Here is a 19,289-nt window from a genome sequence, read left to right on the forward strand (position 1 = left end):
ATGTTAACGCCGCCAGCTTGCGAAAGCTAGGCCTGCGAACAAGCAGAGAGTAAGCCAGAACAGGACAATTCCGATACGATGTTGGTAAATCGTGACGCTGGCAGGTACGGGCAACCGGCCGCGGCCATAGGCAGCGTTCCATCCTTCGGGGGCGTCTGCCACTGGTGCGCCGCGCAAGACTTCGCGTCCGTAACCGTCGAGAATCGCCGACGCGCCACGACTGGCAACCCGGGCCATGGGAAGACCAGTTTCGATCGCGCGGTACCGGTTCTGGGCATAGTGCTGGGCTGGTCCCATGCCGCCACCGAACCAGCCATCATTTGAAATCACCACGAGCCAGTCTGCGCGTCCGTTGAGGCTGGCGTCGCGCGGGATCGATGGATACAGCCCTTCGTAGCAGATCATGGCAACAAATGGCGGGACATTGTCCGCATAGATCACGGCCGGTCCGGGGCCGGGCCTGAATCCATCCGTCGCCATCTGCTGCATGGCCCCGGGCAGGATTCCCGAAATGTAGCGGCCGAAGGGAATGATCTCTGAAGCGGCCAGCTCGCCAAACGGCACCAGGCGGTGCTTGTCATAAAGCGCAAGCGGTCCGGAACGTGCGGCGCTCTGGTCGAGCACGGTCAGGCTGTTGAAATAGGCGCGCTGGCTGTCATCGGTGATCTCGTAGCGGGTCGTGCCGACAATCAGGACGCGCGGCCCGAGATAGGCGTCGATAATGTCGATGGCGTTCGGATCCTGAAGAAGGTTCACCGGTATCGCGCCTTCCGGCCATATGATGATGTCGCCCGGCGCGCCATCCTCGGTCTTCAGCATCTTGATGTATTCCTTGAGGATTGCGTCCTGCCCGACCTTCCACTTCTCGTCTTGCGAAACGCCTGAATCCATAAGAACGACAACCGTGTCGGAAAGCGGCGATGGCTCGGCAATGCGCTGAGCGCCCCAGGCCCAACCGAGCGCGATGAGAATGCCGGATGCAAAGGTCGGCAACATCCTTACGGCCAGTCCGCGCGCGTCGCGGGTATCGACAAGGGCGGCAGGCGCAGACACGACGAAAATGGTCAGCAGCGTGAGCCAGTAGACACCGCCGATCGAGGCGGCCTGGGACAGCGCCCCGCCGGGCATCCAGGTGGTGCCAGGCAGGTTCCACGGGAAACCGCCGAACAGGTGGCCGCGCACATATTCGGCGAGTGAGAAGAAGAGGGCAAAAACAAACACGCGTGACGGCGAGGCCGACCAGAACGCACCGGCCATGGCGCCTGCTGCGCCCCAGATCAGCGCCATGCCTGCCGGCAGGAGAATGAGCGGCATCCAGAGGAAAATCGCGTATTTTTCGGGTTCGACCAAAAAGGGCGACGCCGTCCAGTGCATGCTGATCAGGAAGAAGCCGACGCCGAAGGCCCAGGTCCGCATGAAGATGGCCTTGCCCCAGTTGCGGTGTCCGCGCGCGCCATCCAGCATCCAGACCAGCCCGGTGAACGAAATCACCAGAACGGCGCTGAAGTGGAAGGGGGCAAAAGCGACCGCCGAGAAGGCGCCAAGCAACAGAGCTGTGCCGGCTGCGGCCCAGCCTGTCAGGCGCGCGAACGCCTCATGCAGGGGGCCAAGGGCGGTGAACCCGTGGCTGCGCACTCCGTCTGTCATGCTTTACTCCTGGGGTTGCGGCGCGGAGCCAACCTCCGGTGTTCGCAGGCGAAGGCGACGAATGCGCCGCGCATCGGCGTCCATGATTTCGATTTCGACCCCTGATGGGTGCCGAAGGACCTCGCCGCGGACGGGCACTTTGCCAGCCAGCGCGAACACGACGCCGCCAAGCGTGTCGATGTCACTATCCATGTCGGCAAGATCAAGATCAATTCCGGTTTCCTCTGCGAAATCGTCGATTTCGGTCCGTGCGTCGGCCTCCCAGACGCGCTGGCTGCGACGCACGAACATGGGCTCCTCATCGTCGTGTTCGTCTTCGATGTCACCGACGATTTCTTCTACAAGGTCTTCGAGCGACACAAGGCCGTCGGTGCCGCCATATTCGTCGACCACGAGGGCAAGGTGTATGTGCGTTGACTGCATCTTTACAAGCAGATCTGTCAGCTTCATCGACGGCGGAACATACAGCACTTCGCGGTGCAATCGTTCTAGCGGTTGCTTGGCGGTTTCTCCACCTGCCGCCAGTTCCTTCACGACATCCTTGATGTGCACGAACCCGATCGGATCGTCGAGCGACTCGCGGAACACCGGTAGGCGCGAATGGGTCACTTCGGCGAAGTATTTCAGGAGTTCCGGAAACTCCATGCCGACTTCGACGGCTTTGACTTCGGCGCGCGCAACCATGACGTCTACGACGCGCATCTGTTCGAATTCCTCGATACGCAGGCGCATTTCGTGGGGGCTGGTGGCGGGTTCGCCGATGCCGGGCTCTGTCGCCAGTTCCGCGTTACGGTCCTTGCGGCCGAAGCCGAGCATCTTGCGTAATCGCCCGCTCGGGGTAGGGTCTGAAGGGTCTGGGTCACTCATGTCGTCGGTGCTCTAGTCTGAATCATAGGGATTGGCTATGCCGAGAGATGCCAGTGCGGAGATTTCCAGTGATTCCATGATGGCGGCTTCGTCTGGTTGCATGTGGTCATGGCCGAGCAGGTGAAGGTATCCGTGGATCAGCAGGTGGGTCAGATGGTCGGGCAAGGTTTTGGCCTGGGTGGCCGCGTCGCCCGCGCAAACGCCATATCCCACGGCGATATCGCCGAGCAGGGGGCGGTCCATTTCAAGCGCCGGAAAGGACAGGACGTCGGTCGCCTTGTCGATGCCGCGGAAGTCCTTGTTCAGCTGTCTGAGCACCGCGTCATCGGTCAGCAGGAGCGAAACGGTTCCTTCGGCAGGCGCAACGCTCCAGCCGGCGGCGAAGGCCCGGCGGCTCAGGGCTTCAAGGTCTCCGAGGGCGTCCCAGCTGTCCTCTTCCACGATCAGGTCGAGATTGATCATGGCGGCTGTCAGACCTCTCCTGCGGCGGCATAGGCATCGATGATGCGGCTAACGAGGCCATGGCGCACGACGTCTGCGGCCGTCAGGTGATAGGCATGGACGCCTTCGACACCGTCGAGAATCTTGAGTGCGTGCTTCATGCCGGATGGCTGGTGGGCGGGCAGGTCGACCTGCCCGGGGTCGCCGGTGACGACCATGCGGCTGTCGCGGCCCAGACGCGTCAGCACCATTTTCATCTGCGAGACGGACGTGTTCTGCGCCTCATCGACGATCACGAAAGCGTTCTTGAGTGTGCGGCCGCGCATGAAGGCAAGCGGGGCGACCTCGATCTCGCCGCGCGCCATGCGGCGTTCCATCTGTTCCTGGCCCATGAGTTCGCGCAGCGAATCCCAGATCGGCAGCATGTAGGGATCGACCTTTTCTTCCAGCGTGCCGGGCAGGAAGCCGAGTTTCTCGCCCGCTTCGACCGCCGGGCGGGTCACGATCAGGCGCTGGCGCAGGCCGGAGGTCAGCTCCGCGACGCCAGCGGCGACAGCGAGAAAGGTCTTGCCCGTGCCGGCAGGACCGACACCGAAGACAAGGGCATTGTCTGAATTGGCCAGCAATTCGAGATATTTCGCCTGTCCGCGCGTCTGGGGCTTGATCGGCTTCTTCAGGCCGACCAGTCCGCCGAAGGTCTGGGCTGGGGTGCGGGCGGCTTCAAGTGCGCCTTCGAGTTCCATATCATTGGCCTCGGTGCCGCTGCGGATGCGGCGCTCAAGCTCTGCGAGTGCCGCTTCGGCAATCGAGACGCCTTCCTCGGTGCCGACGAGAAGAATGCCGCCACCCTGGCTTTCGGCGCGCAGGTCGTATGCGGCGAGCCGGTTCTCGAGCAGCTGGAGGTGGCGGTGATGCGGGCCGCACAGGTCTTGCAGCCGCGCGGCATTGCGGACTTCGAAGATGCGGCTGACGGGCGCCGCGCGTGACGCCGGTTTGCGGGGCTTCAGAGTCACGCAGCCGCCTCGCGGGCCGAGACGAACTCGCCGGTCAGGGAATTGAGGCTGGAATCCACGACGTGCACGGAAGCGATCTGGCCGATCAGTTCGATGGGCCCATTGAAGTGGACAGCCTGCTGGTAGGGCGAGCGGCCATGAACCTGGCCCGGCTGGCGTCCTTTGCCGGTGACAAGCACGTCGAGAGTCTGGCCGATCTGGGATGCGTTGAAGGCCGTCTGCTGGTCGCGCAGCAAGGCCTGCAGCGCCTGGAGCCGGGTATTCTTCACGTCTTCGGGAACCTGGCCGAACATTTCAGCCGCCGGGGTCCCGGGACGCCTGGAATACTTGAACGAATAGGCGGTGGCGAACCCGGTCTGGCGAACCAAGTCCATCGTGGCGTCGAAATCCGCGTCGGTCTCGCCGGGAAAACCGACAATGAAATCCGAGGCAAGGGCAATGCCGGGGCGTGCCACGCGCACTTTTGCGATGATGTCATGGAAATCTGCCGCCGTGTGGCCGCGATTCATCGCCTTGAGAATACGGTCTGAACCCGATTGAACCGGCAAGTGCAGGAAAGGCATCATTTCCGGCGTGTCGCCGTGTGCGGCAATCAGGTCGTCGTCCATGTCGCGCGGGTGGCTGGTCGTGTAGCGGATACGGTCGATCCCGCCGATCTTTGCAATGTGGCGGCAAAGCTGGCCGAGGTCCCAGTCCGGCCCTCCTTCTATGGCCGGTGCTGCGCCATGGAAGGCATTGACGTTTTGGCCGAGGAGGGAGATCTCGCGCACGCCCTGTGATGCAAGGCTGCGCGCCTCGACGACAATATCATCGACGCTGCGGGAGAGTTCGGCGCCGCGCGTATAAGGCACAACACAGAACGTGCAGAACTTGTCGCAACCTTCCTGCACCGAGAGGAAGGCTGTCGGGCCGTCTGCGGCGCGCGCTTTGGGGAGCGCGTCGAATTTTTCCAGCGTTTCGAATTTGGTCTCCAGTCGGTCGCCGACGGCACGGCTGACGCGGGCGATCATTTCCGGCAGCTTGTGATAGGCCTGCGGGCCGAGCACGAGATCGACGGCGGGCTGGCGGCGGATCAGTTCCTCGCCTTCGGCCTGGGCTACGCAACCGGCCACGGCGATGGTCATGCGCCCACCGGACGCCTCTTTCATCCGCTTCAGTTGGCCAAGTTCGGAATAGACCTTTTCGGTCGCCTTTTCGCGGATGTGACAGGTATTGAGTACGACAAGGTCAGCCTGCTCGGGCCCGTCCACCGGCGCATAGCCAAGCGGGCGCAGCACATCGCGCATGCGTTCGGAATCATAGACGTTCATCTGGCAGCCATAGGTCTTGATAAACAGGCCTTTGGGCGGCTTCGCAGTATCGGTTGAATTCATCCGCGGGCTTATGCCTGAAAAGCGCCTGTCCTGCCAGAACCTTGTGCGCCTCCGCCTGTATCGCAGCCGGGGAACGGTCCGTCTGTGACAAAGCCTTCACACACGGGCAAACCGGGCTAGGGTGAGGCCAAGTCAATCTAGAAGGAGGCCGGGGAGGCCCATGGAAAATTTTGTAAACCTTATCCGGAACGTCAGCGGATTCATCTGGGGGGGCGCTTGGAACGGCGAAGCCATCCTTCCGATGGGGCCGCTGGCGTTCGTTTTGCTGGGAACCGGACTGTTCTTCATGTTCCGTTTGGGCGGCCGGCCCCTGCGACGCTTCTTCCCGGCCTTTAAGGAAGTATGGGACGGCCGGAAGGCGCAAGGCGAAGACGGCGCCATCACGCCCTGGCAGGCCTTGTCGACCGCGCTGTCGGGACAAGTGGGTACCGGCAATCTCGCGGGTGTGGCGACCGCCATCACGCTGGGCGGCGCCGGCGCAATCTTCTGGATGTGGGTGACCGCGATTTTCGGCATGGCGCTCGCCTTCTCGGAAAGCTCACTGGCCGTTAAATACCGTGAGACCGACGAATATGGCCGCATCAATGGCGGACCCATGTATTATATCAAGAACGGTCTTGGTAAGAACTGGGGCTGGCTGGCCGTCATTTTCTGTATCGGTACGCTGTTCTCGGCGATGGCGACGGGCTCGATGATCCAGGCGAACTCGATTGCCCAGACGGCCGTGGAAACCGCCCGGTCCAACTTTGGTGTCTCGATTCCGCCATGGTCTATCGGCCTTGTCCTGGCCGGACTGGTGTTTGCCGTCATTATCGGCGGTATCAAGTCGATCGGTTCGGTTGCCGGCAAGGTCGTCCCGGTCATGGCAGCAGCCTACGTGCTTGCCGCGCTGGTCGTGCTCATCCTCAATGCCTCCGAAATTCCGCATGCTTTCGGGACAATCTTCGCATCGGCCTTCGGCCTGCAGGAAGCGGTTGGCGGCGCAGCCGGTTACACGATGGCAGCGGCGGTTCGCGCGGGTGTCGCCCGCGGTCTGTTCTCGAATGAGGCCGGTCAGGGTTCGGCCCCGATTGCTCACGCCGCAGCGCAGACAAAGAATCCGACCCAGCAGGGTGAAATCGCCATGATCGGCGTGTTCATCGACACGATCGTGATCTGCACCATGACCGCACTGGTCATCCTGACGGTCTCGGGCGACTTCAAGCGGAGCCCGGCCCTGATTGCAGCAGAACAATGTGTTGCCACCAATGCGGCGGCGCTGCCCGATGGCACTAGCGTCGGAGACCTGTTCCCATCGGCGTATCAGGATGGCCGGGACGCCATCGTCGCCGCACGCGGCGCCGAGGCAGCCGGGTTCCTTCAGGCCTGCCGCGCTGGCGGTCTGAAGCTCGGGATCGACCTGCCGCATTCGGCAACCGAGGCTGATGAGGCAGCCTATTTTGCCAAGGCCCTTGCGTCGGCGTCTGATCCAGCCGTGCTGAACGAGGTTCGCTACGTGTATGAAACGGACGCGGAATCGTCCGGCATCACGGCGCGGGCCTATGGTGCGGCGCTGCCGTATGGCGAATGGGTGGTGACCATTGCGCTGTTCTTCTTCGCGTTCACCACGATCATTGGCTGGACCTATTATGGCGAACAGGCTGTGACCTATCTGCTCGGCGAGTGGGCGACCCATCCGTTCCGGTATCTCTGGGTGATCGTTGTCTTCGCCGGCACGCTCGTCACGGATACGGATGCGCTGTGGCTGCTCGGTGATATCGCCAATGCGTCGATGGCATTCCCGAACCTGATTGCGCTGCTGGCCCTGTCAGGGGTGGTGTATGCGATGCACAAGCGCAATGGCGATCCTGATGCAGGACACCCCGTGCATGACTATAGCGAAGAGCCCCGCCATCCCGAACAGGAATAGGCGCTGATCCCGATCAGGAAGCCCCGTTCCCGCTTGCCGGGGACGGGGCTTTTTCATGGGCACTCCCGCGAGAGGCGATTGACGCGTTCCGTCAGCGGCGAATTTCTGGCTTAATATGCTAGAATATGTGTGGGGACACCGAGCATGAAACTGAAAATCGCTTTCAGCCTGATCGCCAGCCTTGTCTGCCTGTCCAGTGCCGCCTTCGCGCAGGCGCGGGGATTGCTGATTTCCTATGCGACCGAGCCGGGTTTCACGGCGTTTGACGGCGAGAACCAGCACAGCCCGTTTACCGAAGCGCTGGCGGCGGTTCTGCCGGTGGAGTGGCTGATTGCCGAACAGGTGTTCAAGCGCGTGGCGGACCGCGTCAGCGCAGCCACGGAGGGCGCCCAGACGCCGTTCTACAATAGCGGCCTGACCGGCGAGGACATCTGCTTTTCCCGGTGCACGGCTGGCGGCTGCATTTCGAGCGCCGAGCAGACCGTGTTCGACCTGGCCGAGAGCCCTTGCGAATACGCCGCTTTCCTAGACCAGTATCCGGCGAGCCCGCTGACAACGCTGGCGAGGACGCGGGCAGAGGGCTGTAACGGCGTCGCCGGAGGAAGCGGACGGGATGTGACGTCCCTGTCGGAGGACATTCCGGGCGCACCTGCGGATTCCGCGCCGTGGACGCCCACTGTTGTCGCGGCCGGATCTGATCTCAGCGCCTCGCTCGCGTGCATTGCGGATCATGCGAAAGCCGACATGTGCAAGCCGGACGACTGGAGCCAGGTCTACGAGAACTGCAAGACCTACGAACACGCCTTGCTGGACGATGGCAGCCTGCTGCAGGCGGTCAGCGGCGGCATGTGCACAGCCGCCGGCTGGCCAGCGCTGATGAAGCGCTACACATGGCAAGCGCAGAACGAAGACGCCTTTCGCGACAAATACGCCGCCCAGCCGAACGATTTCCGTTCGGCGATGACGTGCCTCGATGCCTATGCCCGCACGGATCGCTGTACCGAGAGGCGCTGGAGCGATGTCTAGGAAACCTGCCGCACCCAAGAGCATGAGCGTCTGAATGACGGCGTGCTGCATGCGGCCGTGAAGGCTGGCCAGTGCTCGGCCAAGGGCTGGGGGACGCTGCAGATCCGGCTGGGGGCTGTCAGCGGCTATCTCGAGCAGAAATCGGTCGTGCCTGATGTGCAGGAGCAGATGAAGAGCAAGATGCCGATCCAGCAGCAGTCTCCCGACCTTGGCGACATGCTGAAGGACGACGGCTACACCAAGCAACAGGTCCAAAAGTACTGATTGTCGGGGCCATCGGGCACTGCATACGATAATCGGAACGATGCGTAGTGCTCTTGCGGCAGGGCTGTCTGTCGCGCCTCGGCGGGCCCTGAATCGGCCTGTAGCGGGTGAAATGCAAGGGTGTGGTCGTGGGGAGCCGGCGGTGCGGTCAGGGAGTGGCCAGGGTGAGGTCGGTCCGGACTCTGGCCCCAAAATGAGAAAAACCCCGGCCATAAGGCCGGGGCGTTCCCACTCTACGCATCATAGAAGACCCGTCGGTCTTACATGAAGCCTTTGAACTTGTCTTTGAAGCGCGACACGCGGCCACCGCGGTCGAGCATCTTGCCGTCGCCGCCAGTCCAAGCTGGATGCGACTTGGAGTCAATATCCAGAACCAGCTTGTCGCCTTCGGCGCCATAGGTTGAACGGGTCTGGTACTCGGTGCCATCGGTCATCACAACGTTGATGAAGTGATAATCGGGATGCCCTTCTTTTTTCATAGCCTGGGCCTCTCTATGTAGCCTGGTGTAACGGGTTGAATTCGCAGGAGGTGCGCTGGCATGTCTCAGCCATTTTTCGAAGCCCGGCGTGTAACTGAAACAGCGGCGTCCCGCAAGAGGGCGCTTGCATTGAATTGATGCGTGCGCGCAGAAAGAACTCCCATGGCCGATACAGAAACCAGCCTCGTCGAGGATCGCCGCACGACGCTTCCCGAGGGCGGGGAAGGCATGGCGCGCCCGAAGGGCCGCAGCCTGAAGCCCCTGACGCTGCTCTTGCCGTATTTCAAGAAACATTGGGTGACGGTCGGCGTTGCCCTGGTTTTCCTCATTCTGGCGGCTGCCGCCAGCCTGTTCATTCCGATCCTGCTGGGCCAAGCGGCTGATGCCGGCCGCTCGGCCGGCGGCAATACCGAGATGCTTCTGACCCTGATCAATGATGCCTTCCTGTGGGTGTTCCTTGCGGCGATTGCCTCGGGCCTGCTGGGCGCGGTGCGCTTCTACTTCGTCTCGCGCTTCGGCGAGCGGGTGGCGGCTGACCTGCGCCGTGACCTCTATGCCCATCTCCTGAAGCTCTCGCCCGCCTATCACTCGAAGATGCGCTCTGGCGAAGCCGTGTCGCGCCTGACGGCGGACATAACCCTGATCGAGACCTTCCTTGGCACGTCTGCCTCGCTGGCCACCCGTACGCTGCTGACGACGACGGGCGCGCTGGTCATGATGATGGTGGTGAACTGGAAGCTTGGCCTGACGCTGCTGGCCATGCTGCCGATCGCGGTCCTTCCGGTGATGGGGATTGGCCGTATCATCAGGAAAATGTCGAACCGGGCGCAATCACGTCTGTCGGATGCCGGAGCGGAGGCTGCCGAAGCGCTGGACGCGATCGAACTGGTGCAGGCCTATGGCCGCGAAGAAGGGCGGCTCGCCTCGTTCACGACTGCCATCGAGGCGACGTTCGATGCCGCGATGAAACGGATCGGTGCCCGCGCGATCATGATCGTGATGGTGTCGGTGTTGCTGTTTGGCGGCTTTGTGGGGGTGCTGTGGCTCGGCGCGCGCAGTGTGGCGACGGGTGAGATGACATTCGGCAACCTCGCCTCCATGGTGATGTATGCGCTCTATGCAGGGTCTGGCATCGGGATGCTGGCGGAAGTCTATGGCGAAGTGATGCGGGCAGCGGGCGCCGCCGACCGTGCCGCCGAAGTGCTGAACACCGCAATCGAGATCGAAGCGCCGCAACACCCGGTGGCGCTGCCCGCAAAGGTCGCCGGCGCGCTGGCATTCGATCATGTGACTTTCCGCTATGGCCACGAGACGCTCTCGGCGCTCGAGGATTTTTCGCTGTCGGTGAAACCAGGCGAGTTTGTTGCGCTTGTTGGTCCAAGCGGGGCCGGCAAGACGACCGTGTTCCGGCTGGCATTGCGCCTGTTCGATCCCCAGAAAGGGAACGTGACGCTCGATGGCGTGCCGTCAGTCGCGGCAGACCCGGCTGACTGGCGCCACCAGTTTGCCTATGCGCCGCAGGAATCCGCGCTGTTCACGGGGACGGCGGCTGAGAATATTGCCTTCGGCACGGACAATCCGGATAAGGCTTTGCTGGAACATGCCGCGCGCATGGCGGAGGCGATGGAATTCCTTGCCGAAAAGGACGGCCTGGCGACGGATCTTGGCCAGAAGGGCCGAAGCCTGTCGGGCGGCCAGCGCCAGCGCGTGGCGCTGGCGCGGGCTCTGGTCCGGGACGCGCCGGTCCTGTTGCTGGACGAGGCAACCTCAGCGCTCGATTCCGAGAGCGAAGCCGCTGTGCGCCGCGCAATTGCGAATGCTGCCGAAGGCCGCACGACGCTGGTGATCGCGCACCGCCTGTCGACGGTAAGGCGGGCCGACCGGATCGTGGTGATGGAACATGGCCGGATCGTGGAAGAGGGGACGCATGACCAGCTGGTTGCGCAGGGCGGGCTCTATGCGCGGCTGGCCGAATTGCAGTTTGCCAGCGAGACGGCCTGAACCTGCGCGCAGCGCGGCCCCGATTGGCAGTCTAGCAGTATTTGGACCCCATCGATGCTTCGTAACGCTCAATCGGCCCCATCCCTGCCGCAGCTCTTCGCTCGTTCAGCTGTTCTGGCCTAGACGAGGCGTGGGCCCTCCGGGTGCCATTCCCTGTGCCGAACTTTTGTAGCGCGCCCTCCTTGAGGGCAATGCGGTCAGACAGCATGGCGACATTCCGTGGGTTCGTTTCTCCGCTCGCCATACGACCAGTCAGGTCGGTAAGGGCCTGTTTCTGCCAAGCTTCATTTCCAGAGTGCTGAATCAAAAGAAATGCGGCGGCATCGGCGCTCTCGCCATATGTTCCAACGGAGAACCAGCCCATCTGGCGCATGGTCGCTTGGAGCCACGCATCGTTACTCGCGGAAATTGTATCGGCACTTTTCCTGAATTCCTCATAAGCCATGGCAAGGATTCGGATGTCGTTCGTTGACTGTCCGGTCACGGAAACGAGAAGCTGTGCGATATACGCATCGACGAAGGCGCGTTCATAGAGTTCACATTGGAATGGCAGATCGCCATCGCAGTCTGCGTACATCTTGAGATAATATTCCCACGTCGTATCCAGTTCGCCGTCAGGAGCAGAGGGCGGACTCAATACGTTCAGCGCTTTGACGTAGGCGTCCGTCTGTTCACCAGCCTTTGGGGCAAGGGTTGCACAGGCGGAAAGCGATGCCAGGACAAGTGACATCTCTACTGTTCGTAAGCGGGTCATATACATCCTTCCCTGTCTGGAAGACTGCATGCCAATATTCGAACGTTTGCCAGCGAGACGGCCTAGCCTTTACGCAGCTTCTTGACCTTGCCATCGATCGTGAAGGCGAAGGCGAGCGACAGGATCAGCGGCACCCAGATGGGCAGCTCACCAAGCCCGGGCGCGCCGAACGCCGCTGCGAGGTGATCGTCAACGCACCACCATAAAAGCCATAACCACATGATATTTCTCCGCTAACTCGAACACCTCACAGAGTTGAGATAGCGAAGGATGGCATGGATTGGCAGGGGCGGGGCCCTATTCGGCGGCCTGAAGGATCACGGTGGGCTCGCGGTCGCCCGAGAAAGTCAGCACACCATCTTCGATCGGCGCCTTGCGAAGGTTCTTCATATCCTCGCGATAGTTCATGTTGAGCTTCCAGGGCTTTTCCTTGTGCTGGCGGGGAAGCGAGTCGATCGCGCGCGCGAAATAGCCAGACGAGAAGCCGACCACGAAGGGGTCTGTTTCGGCCGGGAAGTGGTCGAGATAGGGCATGACGCTGGTGGTGCCTGTTTCGGTCATATGGTTCAGCACGCGGCAGACATATTCCGACGTGAGATCTGCCTTCAGGGTCCACGAGGCGTTCGTGTAGCCGAATGTCAGCGCCATGTTCGGGACGTTGGACAGCATCACACCCTTGTAGTTCAGAAGCTCTCCAGCATGGATCGGCTGGCCGTCGATGCTTGCCTCGATGCCGTTCATGTATTGAAGGTTCAGACCGGTGGCCGAGATAATGATATCGGCTTCCAGCGTCTCGCCGGATTTCAGGCGGATGCCGTCAGTGGTGAATGACTCGATATGGTCAGTGACAACGTCGGCCTTGCCCGATTTGAGGGCTTCGAACAGGTCGGAATCCGGAACGAGGCACAGGCGCTGTTCCCACGGCTTGTAGGTGGGGGTGAAGTGCTTCTCGACGTCATAGTCGGGGCCAAGTTCCTTGCGGACCATGCCGAGCAATTGCTCGCGAACCTTTTCGGGCTTCGTCTGGGTCTGGTTGTAGAAGAACTGACCCATCGTGACGTTGCGCCAGCGAATGACGTTGTAGGCCCAGCTCTCGGGCAGGATCTTGCGCAGGAAGGTTGCGAACTTGTCGACCGCCGGGCGCGACACGACATAGGATGGCGAGCGCTGCAGCATGGTGACATGCGCGGCCTTGTCGGTCATCGCCGGGACCAGCGTGACGGCTGTTGCGCCTGAGCCGATGATGACCACTTTCTTGCCGGTATAGTCCAGATCTTTCGGCCAGAGTTGGGGGTGAATGATCTCGCCCTTGAAGTCGGCTTCGTTCGGGAAGTCAGGCCGGAACGGCTTGTCGTAGCTGTAATAGCCGCCGCACAGGAACAGGAAGCGGCATGTCGTGAGTTCGGTCGTGCCGCCATGATCCAGGGTGACGTTCCAGAGATGGTCGGCGCTGGACCAGTCTGCGGCCACGACCTTGGTATTGAACTGGATCTTGTCGGTAATGCCGTTTTCGTCGGCGGTTTCCCGGACATATTTGCGGATATTGGGACCATCAGCGATGGCCTTCGCATCTGTCCACGGTTTGAAATTGTAGCCCAGCGTATACATGTCGCTGTCCGAGCGGATGCCGGGATAGCGGAACAGGTCCCACGTGCCACCGATCGCGTCGCGCGCTTCGATGATCCGGAAGGTCCGGTCAGGGCACTCCCGGGTGAGGTGAACCGCTGCGCCAATTCCTGAAAGGCCCGCGCCGATGATGATTACGTCTGTGTCTGTCTGGGTCATGCCCTGACTTTACAATGGCAATGCGAATGCCACAATACTTGACGCAGGTGTCACTTATCCAATTTTGCCGGGCTTAGTCGATCGCTGCGGCCTTGCCGAAAGCAGCCGCGTGGCGGATCTGCTTCTGGACGAGAGGGAGGATGTCCTCGTTGCCGGCGACGATTGAGCCTGTTTTCAGGATGTCACCGCCGTCGATCTCTTCGACATATCCGCCTGCTTCGCGCACGAGAACGACGCCAGCGGCGACGTCCCAGGACTTGAGGTCACGCTCCCAGAAGCCATCGAACCGGCCGGCGGCAACCCAGGCGAGGTCGAGCGCAGCCGAGCCATAGCGGCGGATACCGGCGCAGACGGGGGTCATCGCGGCGATCTCGCGCGCAAAGCCGATGTGCCAGGCTTCCGCCTTGCCGACCCATGGCGTGCCGGTGGCGATGACGGAATCAGCCAGCTTGCGGCGGGTTGCCACGCGCAGCTTGCGCTGTTCGAGCCAGGCGCCGCGACCGGTTTCGGCCCAGAAGATTTCATTTTTGGCGACATCGAAGACGACGCCGGCGAACAGCTTGCCTTCGCGCTCAAGGGCGATGGAGACGCAATAGTGCGGCTGGCCGTGCAGGAAGTTCAGCGTGCCGTCGAGCGGGTCGACGATGAACCGGTTGGACTTGTCGGTGCCCTCGATGATGCCGCGCTCTTCCATGACGAAACCATAGCCCGGGCGGGCCTTGGAGAGCTGGGAATAGATGATTTCCTCGGCGCGGTGATCGGCGTTCGAGACGAAATCGCCCGGGCCCTTCTTGGAGACCTGGAGATTTTCGACTTCGCCGAAATCACGCGCCAGCGCCCGGCCTGCGGCACGGGCGGCGGTGATCATCACGGAACCGACGGGGGAGGGCTTAGACATGTTTGGTCCTGACTAGTCTGCGCGGCGCAGATAGGTGCTGTCGGCGGTCTGGACGACGATGCGCTCGCCGACGCCAACGAAGGGCGGGACAAGGACGCGGATATCGCCGGTGCACATGGCTGGCTTGAAGCTGTTGGCGGCTGTCTGGCCTTTGACGACCGGTTCGGTATCGAGGATTTCGAGTGTGACCTGGTCGGGCAGGGCGACGCCGATCGGACGTTCGCCATAGAATTCGATCTGGACCATCATGGAGTCCTGAAGGAAGGCGCCTTGGTCACCGATGAAATCACGCTCGATCATGATCTGCTCGTAGGTCTCGGTGTCCATGAAGGTGAACGCGTTCTCGTCAGCGAAGAGGAACTGGAACTCTTTCTGCTCAAGACGCACGCGCTCGACCGACTCGTTGGAACGGAAGCGGGTGTTGGACTTCGACCCGTTGAATAGGTTGCGAAGCTCGACCTGGTTGAAAGCGCCACCCTTGCCGGGTTTGACGGCCATGGTCTTGATCGCGCGCCAGACGGTGCCTTCGTGCTCGATGACATTGCCGGGTTTGATTTCATTACCATTGATCTTGGGCATTGAAGTCGTCCTTGTTGGGGTTTGGCGCGGGTTAAGCCTTTGCCGCGCAAGGGTCAAGCGGCGGGTTGTTAACGCGGTTGCAGCTGATCCAGAAGGGCATTGAAGGCCATTACGGCTGCGGCGGCGCCTTCTGGATGGTTCCAGACACCAGAAGAGACGGCGAGGAAGTCGGCGCCAGCGGTGACCAGCGGCGCAGCGTTTTCGACCGTGATGCCACCGATCGCAACGCAGGGGAGTTCCATCGTCTCCTGCCAGAATTCGAGGAGCTCCAGCTCGGCGGGCACGGTGCCGGCCTTGGTGGTCGTCGGGTAGAAGGCGCCGAAGGCAACATAGTCAGCGCCCTGTTCGCCGGCCGCCATGGCGGCGTGCCGGCTATTCTTCGCGGTGGCGCCGAGAATGACGTCGGTGCCGACGATCTCGCGGGCCTGTTTGATGGACATGTCCTCGGGGCCGATATGGACGCCATCGGCGCCCAACTCTACGGCGAGTTCCGAACTGTCATTGATGATTATGGCGGCGCCATAGGCCTGGGCCATGACGGTAACGGCTTCGGCGACGGCCCGCGTTGCGGCGACATCGATCTTGCCGTCTTCACCTTTCAGACGGATCTGCAGGCAGGCGACGTCACCCGCTTCGAGCGCGCCTTCGAGCACGGCGGCGAATTCGGGCACATCATCAATGCGCGGCGGGGTGATGAGATAGAGGCGGGTGCGCTCGCGCAGGGGAATTTTGTCAGCCATGGGCGGGCTCTCTAGCCGAAGCAGGCCGGGGAAGGAAGCAGGCGGTGACGGTTACTTCGGGCCGACGCGCTTTGTGCTGGCGGGATTGCTGGCCAGCGTCTTGCCCTTGCGCATCGGGCGGGGCTCGAGATCACCGCCGCAATTCGGGCAGACACCGTCGAGCGGACCGTCGGCGCAATCGGCGCAGAAGGTACATTCGAACGAGCAGATGAAGGTGCCCACCTCGTCCGGGGCGAGGTCGGCATCGCAGCGTTCACAATTGGGGCGCATTTCAAGCATGGGGGCCCTATTTCTTCTTCTTCGTCTTCGTTGGTGCGGCCTTGGCCGCGTCGATCAGCTTCTTTTCGTAGGCTTCCGGTGTCCAGTCCCGGCCGAGGAAATCGTGCACGAGCTGTGCGGCCGGTTTGGATGAGCCGGGGGCGAGGATCATGTCGCGGTAGCGCGCGGCAGTGGCCGTATCGCGCAGGCCGTTCTTGTCGAACTCGGTGAACAGGTCGGTCGAGATCGCGAGCGACCATTGGTAAGTGTATATGATCGCCGAATACCCATCGAGGTGTCCGAGGCTGGCATAGCGATGCGTGTCGGGCAGGGTTTCGAACGGGCTGAGGGCCGACTGGCGCGCGTCCCAGAGTTGCTCGAAGTCCACTTCGTCCGGCGGTCGGCTGTAATAATCAAGTGAGATATAGGCGTAGGTCAGCTGGCGCAGCGTGCCGAGGCCGGTGCCGAAATCACGCGCGACATTCATCTTCTCGACCAGCGCGCGCGGGATGGTTTCGCCATCCGCATTCACCGCGAACCTGGCGAGCGTGTCATAGTCCCAGACCCAGTTTTGCAGCATCTGCGACGGCGCTTCGATGAAGTCCCATTCGAGATTGCCCATGTTCAGGCTGGCAAAGTCCGGCGGGGCGGAGAACATGCCGTGGATGAGGTGGCCGAATTCGTGGAGGAAGGTCTCGACCTGCTGGTGTTCCATCAGGCCGGTCGTATGGTCACCTGCCGGGAAGTTGCATATCAGCGCGGACACCGGAACGCCGTCAGAGGTCGGCCCGATGCGGACCGGGAAGGCGGCCGCGTGTTTGAACTTGCCGTCGCGCGGAAGCATGTCGAGATAGAAGCGACCGATCAGTTCGCTATTGCGGTGCATTTCATGGGCGGTGACGCTGGGGTCCCAGACGGGTGCGCCGTCCCAAGTGGTGATCTGGACGCCGAACAGGTCTTCGACCAGCGTGAAGATACCGGCGCGGACATTGTCATAGGCGAAATACTGGCGGACCTCCTGCGAATTGAGAGCGTAGTCTGACTGGCGGATCTGTTCGGCGAGATAGACACTGCTCCATTCGGGAACGAGGGTGGCGTCCGGCTGGGTTTCATTCAGCTTGCTCAACAGCCGGCCATGCTCGATGCCTGCAGCATCGGTCGCGGCCGCTTCGACACGCGCGAGGAAGGCTTCGGCCACGTCAGGCGAACCGGTCATCTTGTCTTCGGTGACATAGGCCGCCCAGTTCGGATAGCCGAGCAGGGTGGCGAGTTCGTAGCGCTTTTCGAGCAACTGGTGGAGCTGTTCCACATTCTCGGGCCAGGCGCGGTTGTTGGTCTGGCGCAGCAGGTCCTTGCGCAGGGCTTCGTTCGGCGAATAGGAGAAGACCGGGCCGGTATCGGGATAGTCTGTCGTGATGGTGATCTGACCGTCCTCGCCCGGCGGGTGCGCGTCAATATAGTCTTGCGGCAGGCCGATGAGGTCGTCGATGGAGTCGAGTGTGACGCGGCCCTGGATCTCGCGGAGATTCTTGCTGAACGCCGTGCTGATTTCGGCGAGTTCCGCATTCAGCGAGCGGACCTTGTCGCGGGTCTCTTCGTCCTTGTTGATGCCGGCGCGGCGATAGTCGCGCAGCGTCCGTGCGAGCAGGAAGGTTTCGCGGGGGTTGAGCGTGGCCGCATCAATTGATGTGAGGCGGTCATAGATGCGGCGCGACAGCGACAGACGGGTCAGCAGATCAGACGTTCGCTCCTGACAGGTGGCACCGGATTCGCGGATCGACGGTTCGGGATTGGCCTCGGCAATGACGGAGGCTTCGCCGAATCCGATCGAGACGCCCACATTGACCAGCGTGTCGAGGAAGGCGATGTCGGCGGCGCCTGCCGTATCGTCGCGGCCTTCAAGTTCGGCAATCATCCTGCCCATGAGGTCGAGGGAATTGTCGCAGCGGATGGTGAAAGCGTCGGCGCTGGGGGGTGTCAGGACGAGTTCGGAGATCATCGCCTTCGCGGCCGTGCCGAGGACGTTGACCGAGGCGGGGGCTGGGGTTTCAGCCTGTTTCGCGGCAGGGCCGCAGGCCGACACGATCAGCGAGAGAGCGGCAAACGGCGCGGCGAAGCGAGCAAATTTCATCTGGCGCATTCCTCAGCAGCTGGCGCAAATGCCTTTGCAGAGGCGCCGCCGGGATCTGGCGCAATATGGTCCGCGCCTGTCCTGCATGTCCAGAGACAACCGCCCGGTATGGCGCGCAAGAAAAAGGCGGCCCGAGAGCCGCCTTTTCAAATCGTGGGAGGACTGATCAACCCGCTTTCGAGGCGGTGAAGATGCAATCAATCGTGTCAGCCAGTTTCGCGTCGAATTCCGCTTCGTTCTGCTGGGCCGAAAGCCCTTCGGTAAGGGCGCGCGAGAAGCTGGCAATCATGTTCGTGTTGCACGACAGTTTGGCGTTCGCATCGTCGCGGCTGTAGCCGCCGGACAGCGCGACAACCCGCATGACGCGCGGGTGATCGACCAGCGACTTGTACTGGTTTGCCTTTTCTGGGAGCGACAGTTTCAGCATGACCTGCCTGTCGGCCGGCAAGGCATCGAGCTGTTTGGTGATCTCGGCGCGAAGAATGTCTTCCGCTTCGGCCTTGTCCGCGATGGTGATGGTGACTTCCGGTTCGATGATCGGCATCAGGCCGTGACCGAGGATCTGGCGACCGACATCGAATTGCTGGGCGACGACGGCGGCAATGCCCTTGGGGTTGGCGGCATGGATGACGGAGCGCATCTTGGTGCCGAAGATGCCCTTGGCGACGGCGCGTTCGAGCAGGTGGTCGAGTTCCGGCACCGACTTCATCAGCTGGACGCCGTCCGCCTCGTCGGCGAGGCCCTTGTCGACTTTCAGAAAGGGAACGACGCTGCGCTTTTCCCAAAGGTATTGTGCGGTCGGGATGCCGTCGATGTCGCCCTCCATGGTGCGTTCGAAAAGGATTGCGCCCATGACCTTGTCGCCGGTGAAGGCGGGTGACTTGATGATACGCGCACGCATCTCGTGGATCTTGCCGAACATTTCTTCGTCGTTGGCATAGTCGGTTTCCTCGACGCCATAGAGGCGGAGGGCTTTCGGCGTGGAGCCGCCCGACTGGTCGAGCGCGGCAATGAAGCCGGCTTTCTTGGCGGCCTGTTCGGCCATTGCTGCATTATCCATGATCATTACCGCGTCAAAACTCATTGTTTGGGGACCTGCTGATTGGTTTGCAGGGATTGCTTTC

19 protein-coding genes are annotated in these 19,289 nt (G+C 61.9%); 4 read left to right on the forward strand and 15 right to left on the reverse strand.

Annotation, left to right across the window (positions count from 1 at the left end):
- Positions 1 to 3 precede the first annotated feature (3 nt).
- From lnt to miaB, 5 genes are read right to left on the reverse strand one after another with little or no spacing between them, the layout of a single operon-like run.
- Positions 4 to 1,647, reverse strand: coding sequence for an apolipoprotein N-acyltransferase (gene lnt / locus ACESNB_RS11480; protein ID WP_373007392.1), 1,644 nt, complete (start codon positions 1,645 to 1,647; stop codon positions 4 to 6).
- A gap of 3 nt (positions 1,648 to 1,650) precedes the next feature.
- Positions 1,651 to 2,514: a transporter associated domain-containing protein gene (locus ACESNB_RS11485; protein ID WP_373007394.1), complete on the reverse strand. Its 864-nt coding sequence runs from the start codon at positions 2,512 to 2,514 to the stop codon at positions 1,651 to 1,653.
- Positions 2,515 to 2,526: 12 nt separating this feature from the next.
- Positions 2,527 to 2,976, reverse strand: a complete 450-nt coding sequence (gene ybeY / locus ACESNB_RS11490) for an rRNA maturation RNase YbeY (protein WP_373007396.1) — start codon at positions 2,974 to 2,976, stop codon at positions 2,527 to 2,529.
- Between the two features lie 8 nt (positions 2,977 to 2,984).
- Complete coding sequence (locus tag ACESNB_RS11495) at positions 2,985 to 3,962, reverse strand: PhoH family protein (RefSeq protein ID WP_373007446.1); 978 nt, start codon at positions 3,960 to 3,962, stop codon at positions 2,985 to 2,987.
- Positions 3,963 to 3,964: 2 nt separating this feature from the next.
- Entirely contained in the window at positions 3,965 to 5,341 is a 1,377-nt protein-coding gene (gene miaB, locus ACESNB_RS11500; RefSeq protein ID WP_373007398.1) for a tRNA (N6-isopentenyl adenosine(37)-C2)-methylthiotransferase MiaB, read from the reverse strand.
- Between the two features lie 160 nt (positions 5,342 to 5,501).
- On the opposite strand from miaB, the gene ACESNB_RS11505 reads away from it, so the two are divergent.
- The 3 genes from ACESNB_RS11505 (at position 5,502) to ACESNB_RS11515 (ending at position 8,540) form a co-directional block, all read left to right on the forward strand.
- Positions 5,502 to 7,250, forward strand: a complete 1,749-nt coding sequence (locus tag ACESNB_RS11505) for an alanine/glycine:cation symporter family protein (protein ID WP_373007400.1) — start codon at positions 5,502 to 5,504, stop codon at positions 7,248 to 7,250.
- 144 nt (positions 7,251 to 7,394) lie between these two features.
- Complete coding sequence (locus ACESNB_RS11510; protein ID WP_373007402.1) at positions 7,395 to 8,276, forward strand: caspase family protein; 882 nt, start codon at positions 7,395 to 7,397, stop codon at positions 8,274 to 8,276.
- A 42-nt stretch (positions 8,277 to 8,318) separates the two neighbouring features.
- A complete protein-coding gene (locus ACESNB_RS11515) occupies positions 8,319 to 8,540 on the forward strand; it encodes a hypothetical protein (RefSeq protein WP_373007404.1) in 222 nt (73 codons plus the stop codon).
- A gap of 260 nt (positions 8,541 to 8,800) precedes the next feature.
- Here the strand turns inward: ACESNB_RS11515 and rpmE are convergent, their stop codons facing one another.
- On the reverse strand, positions 8,801 to 9,019 hold the full coding sequence (gene rpmE, locus ACESNB_RS11520) for a 50S ribosomal protein L31 (protein ID WP_373007406.1): 219 nt from the start codon (positions 9,017 to 9,019) through the stop codon (positions 8,801 to 8,803).
- A 162-nt stretch (positions 9,020 to 9,181) separates the two neighbouring features.
- Here rpmE and ACESNB_RS11525 point away from each other — a divergent pair, with 162 nt between their 5' ends.
- Entirely contained in the window at positions 9,182 to 11,020 is a 1,839-nt protein-coding gene (locus tag ACESNB_RS11525) for an ABC transporter transmembrane domain-containing protein (RefSeq protein ID WP_373007408.1), read from the forward strand.
- Positions 11,021 to 11,051: 31 nt separating this feature from the next.
- On the opposite strand, the gene ACESNB_RS11530 is transcribed toward ACESNB_RS11525, so the two are convergent.
- From ACESNB_RS11530 to ACESNB_RS11570, 9 genes are all read right to left on the reverse strand, one after another.
- Entirely contained in the window at positions 11,052 to 11,774 is a 723-nt protein-coding gene (locus ACESNB_RS11530) for a DUF6624 domain-containing protein (RefSeq protein WP_373007410.1), read from the reverse strand.
- Between the two features lie 62 nt (positions 11,775 to 11,836).
- Positions 11,837 to 11,995, reverse strand: coding sequence for a hypothetical protein (locus ACESNB_RS11535; RefSeq protein WP_373007412.1), 159 nt, complete (start codon positions 11,993 to 11,995; stop codon positions 11,837 to 11,839).
- A gap of 76 nt (positions 11,996 to 12,071) precedes the next feature.
- Positions 12,072 to 13,559 carry a flavin-containing monooxygenase gene (locus ACESNB_RS11540; protein ID WP_373007414.1) on the reverse strand — a complete coding sequence of 496 codons (1,488 nt, stop codon included), beginning with the start codon at positions 13,557 to 13,559 and terminating at the stop codon, positions 12,072 to 12,074.
- 73 nt (positions 13,560 to 13,632) lie between these two features.
- Positions 13,633 to 14,457: an inositol monophosphatase gene (locus tag ACESNB_RS11545; RefSeq protein ID WP_373007416.1), complete on the reverse strand. Its 825-nt coding sequence runs from the start codon at positions 14,455 to 14,457 to the stop codon at positions 13,633 to 13,635.
- 12 nt (positions 14,458 to 14,469) lie between these two features.
- Positions 14,470 to 15,036: an elongation factor P gene (gene efp / locus ACESNB_RS11550; protein ID WP_373007418.1), complete on the reverse strand. Its 567-nt coding sequence runs from the start codon at positions 15,034 to 15,036 to the stop codon at positions 14,470 to 14,472.
- A gap of 68 nt (positions 15,037 to 15,104) precedes the next feature.
- Positions 15,105 to 15,776 (reverse strand): thiamine phosphate synthase, encoded by a 672-nt coding sequence (gene thiE / locus ACESNB_RS11555; RefSeq protein WP_373007420.1) that lies wholly within the window; start codon positions 15,774 to 15,776, stop codon positions 15,105 to 15,107.
- A 51-nt stretch (positions 15,777 to 15,827) separates the two neighbouring features.
- On the reverse strand, positions 15,828 to 16,055 hold the full coding sequence (locus ACESNB_RS11560; protein ID WP_373007422.1) for a DUF1272 domain-containing protein: 228 nt from the start codon (positions 16,053 to 16,055) through the stop codon (positions 15,828 to 15,830).
- Positions 16,056 to 16,062: 7 nt separating this feature from the next.
- Positions 16,063 to 18,165: a M3 family metallopeptidase gene (locus tag ACESNB_RS11565; RefSeq protein ID WP_373007424.1), complete on the reverse strand. Its 2,103-nt coding sequence runs from the start codon at positions 18,163 to 18,165 to the stop codon at positions 16,063 to 16,065.
- Positions 18,166 to 18,331: 166 nt separating this feature from the next.
- The gene (locus ACESNB_RS11570; protein ID WP_373007448.1) at positions 18,332 to 19,225 is read right to left on the reverse strand and encodes a fructose bisphosphate aldolase; all 894 of its coding nucleotides are present in this window, start codon (positions 19,223 to 19,225) and stop codon (positions 18,332 to 18,334) included.
- Positions 19,226 to 19,289: the final 64 nt, after the last annotated feature.

It is taken from the genome of Hyphomonas sp., from assembly GCF_041689225.1.
Lineage (GTDB): Bacteria > Pseudomonadota > Alphaproteobacteria > Caulobacterales > Hyphomonadaceae > Hyphomonas.

Bases quoted from the DNA above. Each gene is read 5' to 3' on its own strand.
- ACESNB_RS11525 (WP_373007408.1), top strand. From the start codon at position 9,182: ATGGCCGATACAGAAACCAGCCTCGTCGAGGATCGCCGCACGACGCTT.
- ACESNB_RS11565 (WP_373007424.1), bottom strand. From the start codon at position 18,165: ATGAAATTTGCTCGCTTCGCCGCGCCGTTTGCCGCTCTCTCGCTGATC.
- ACESNB_RS11505 (WP_373007400.1), top strand. From the start codon at position 5,502: ATGGAAAATTTTGTAAACCTTATCCGGAACGTCAGCGGATTCATCTGG.
- ACESNB_RS11535 (WP_373007412.1), bottom strand. From the start codon at position 11,995: ATGTGGTTATGGCTTTTATGGTGGTGCGTTGACGATCACCTCGCAGCG.
- ACESNB_RS11530 (WP_373007410.1), bottom strand. From the start codon at position 11,774: ATGACCCGCTTACGAACAGTAGAGATGTCACTTGTCCTGGCATCGCTT.
- efp (WP_373007418.1), bottom strand. From the start codon at position 15,036: ATGCCCAAGATCAATGGTAATGAAATCAAACCCGGCAATGTCATCGAG.
- thiE (WP_373007420.1), bottom strand. From the start codon at position 15,776: ATGGCTGACAAAATTCCCCTGCGCGAGCGCACCCGCCTCTATCTCATC.
- miaB (WP_373007398.1), bottom strand. From the start codon at position 5,341: ATGAATTCAACCGATACTGCGAAGCCGCCCAAAGGCCTGTTTATCAAG.
- lnt (WP_373007392.1), bottom strand. From the start codon at position 1,647: ATGACAGACGGAGTGCGCAGCCACGGGTTCACCGCCCTTGGCCCCCTG.
- ACESNB_RS11570 (WP_373007448.1), bottom strand. From the start codon at position 19,225: ATGGATAATGCAGCAATGGCCGAACAGGCCGCCAAGAAAGCCGGCTTC.
- ACESNB_RS11485 (WP_373007394.1), bottom strand. From the start codon at position 2,514: ATGAGTGACCCAGACCCTTCAGACCCTACCCCGAGCGGGCGATTACGC.
- ACESNB_RS11540 (WP_373007414.1), bottom strand. From the start codon at position 13,559: ATGACCCAGACAGACACAGACGTAATCATCATCGGCGCGGGCCTTTCA.
- rpmE (WP_373007406.1), bottom strand. From the start codon at position 9,019: ATGAAAAAAGAAGGGCATCCCGATTATCACTTCATCAACGTTGTGATG.
- ybeY (WP_373007396.1), bottom strand. From the start codon at position 2,976: ATGATCAATCTCGACCTGATCGTGGAAGAGGACAGCTGGGACGCCCTC.
- ACESNB_RS11510 (WP_373007402.1), top strand. From the start codon at position 7,395: ATGAAACTGAAAATCGCTTTCAGCCTGATCGCCAGCCTTGTCTGCCTG.
- ACESNB_RS11560 (WP_373007422.1), bottom strand. From the start codon at position 16,055: ATGCTTGAAATGCGCCCCAATTGTGAACGCTGCGATGCCGACCTCGCC.
- ACESNB_RS11545 (WP_373007416.1), bottom strand. From the start codon at position 14,457: ATGTCTAAGCCCTCCCCCGTCGGTTCCGTGATGATCACCGCCGCCCGT.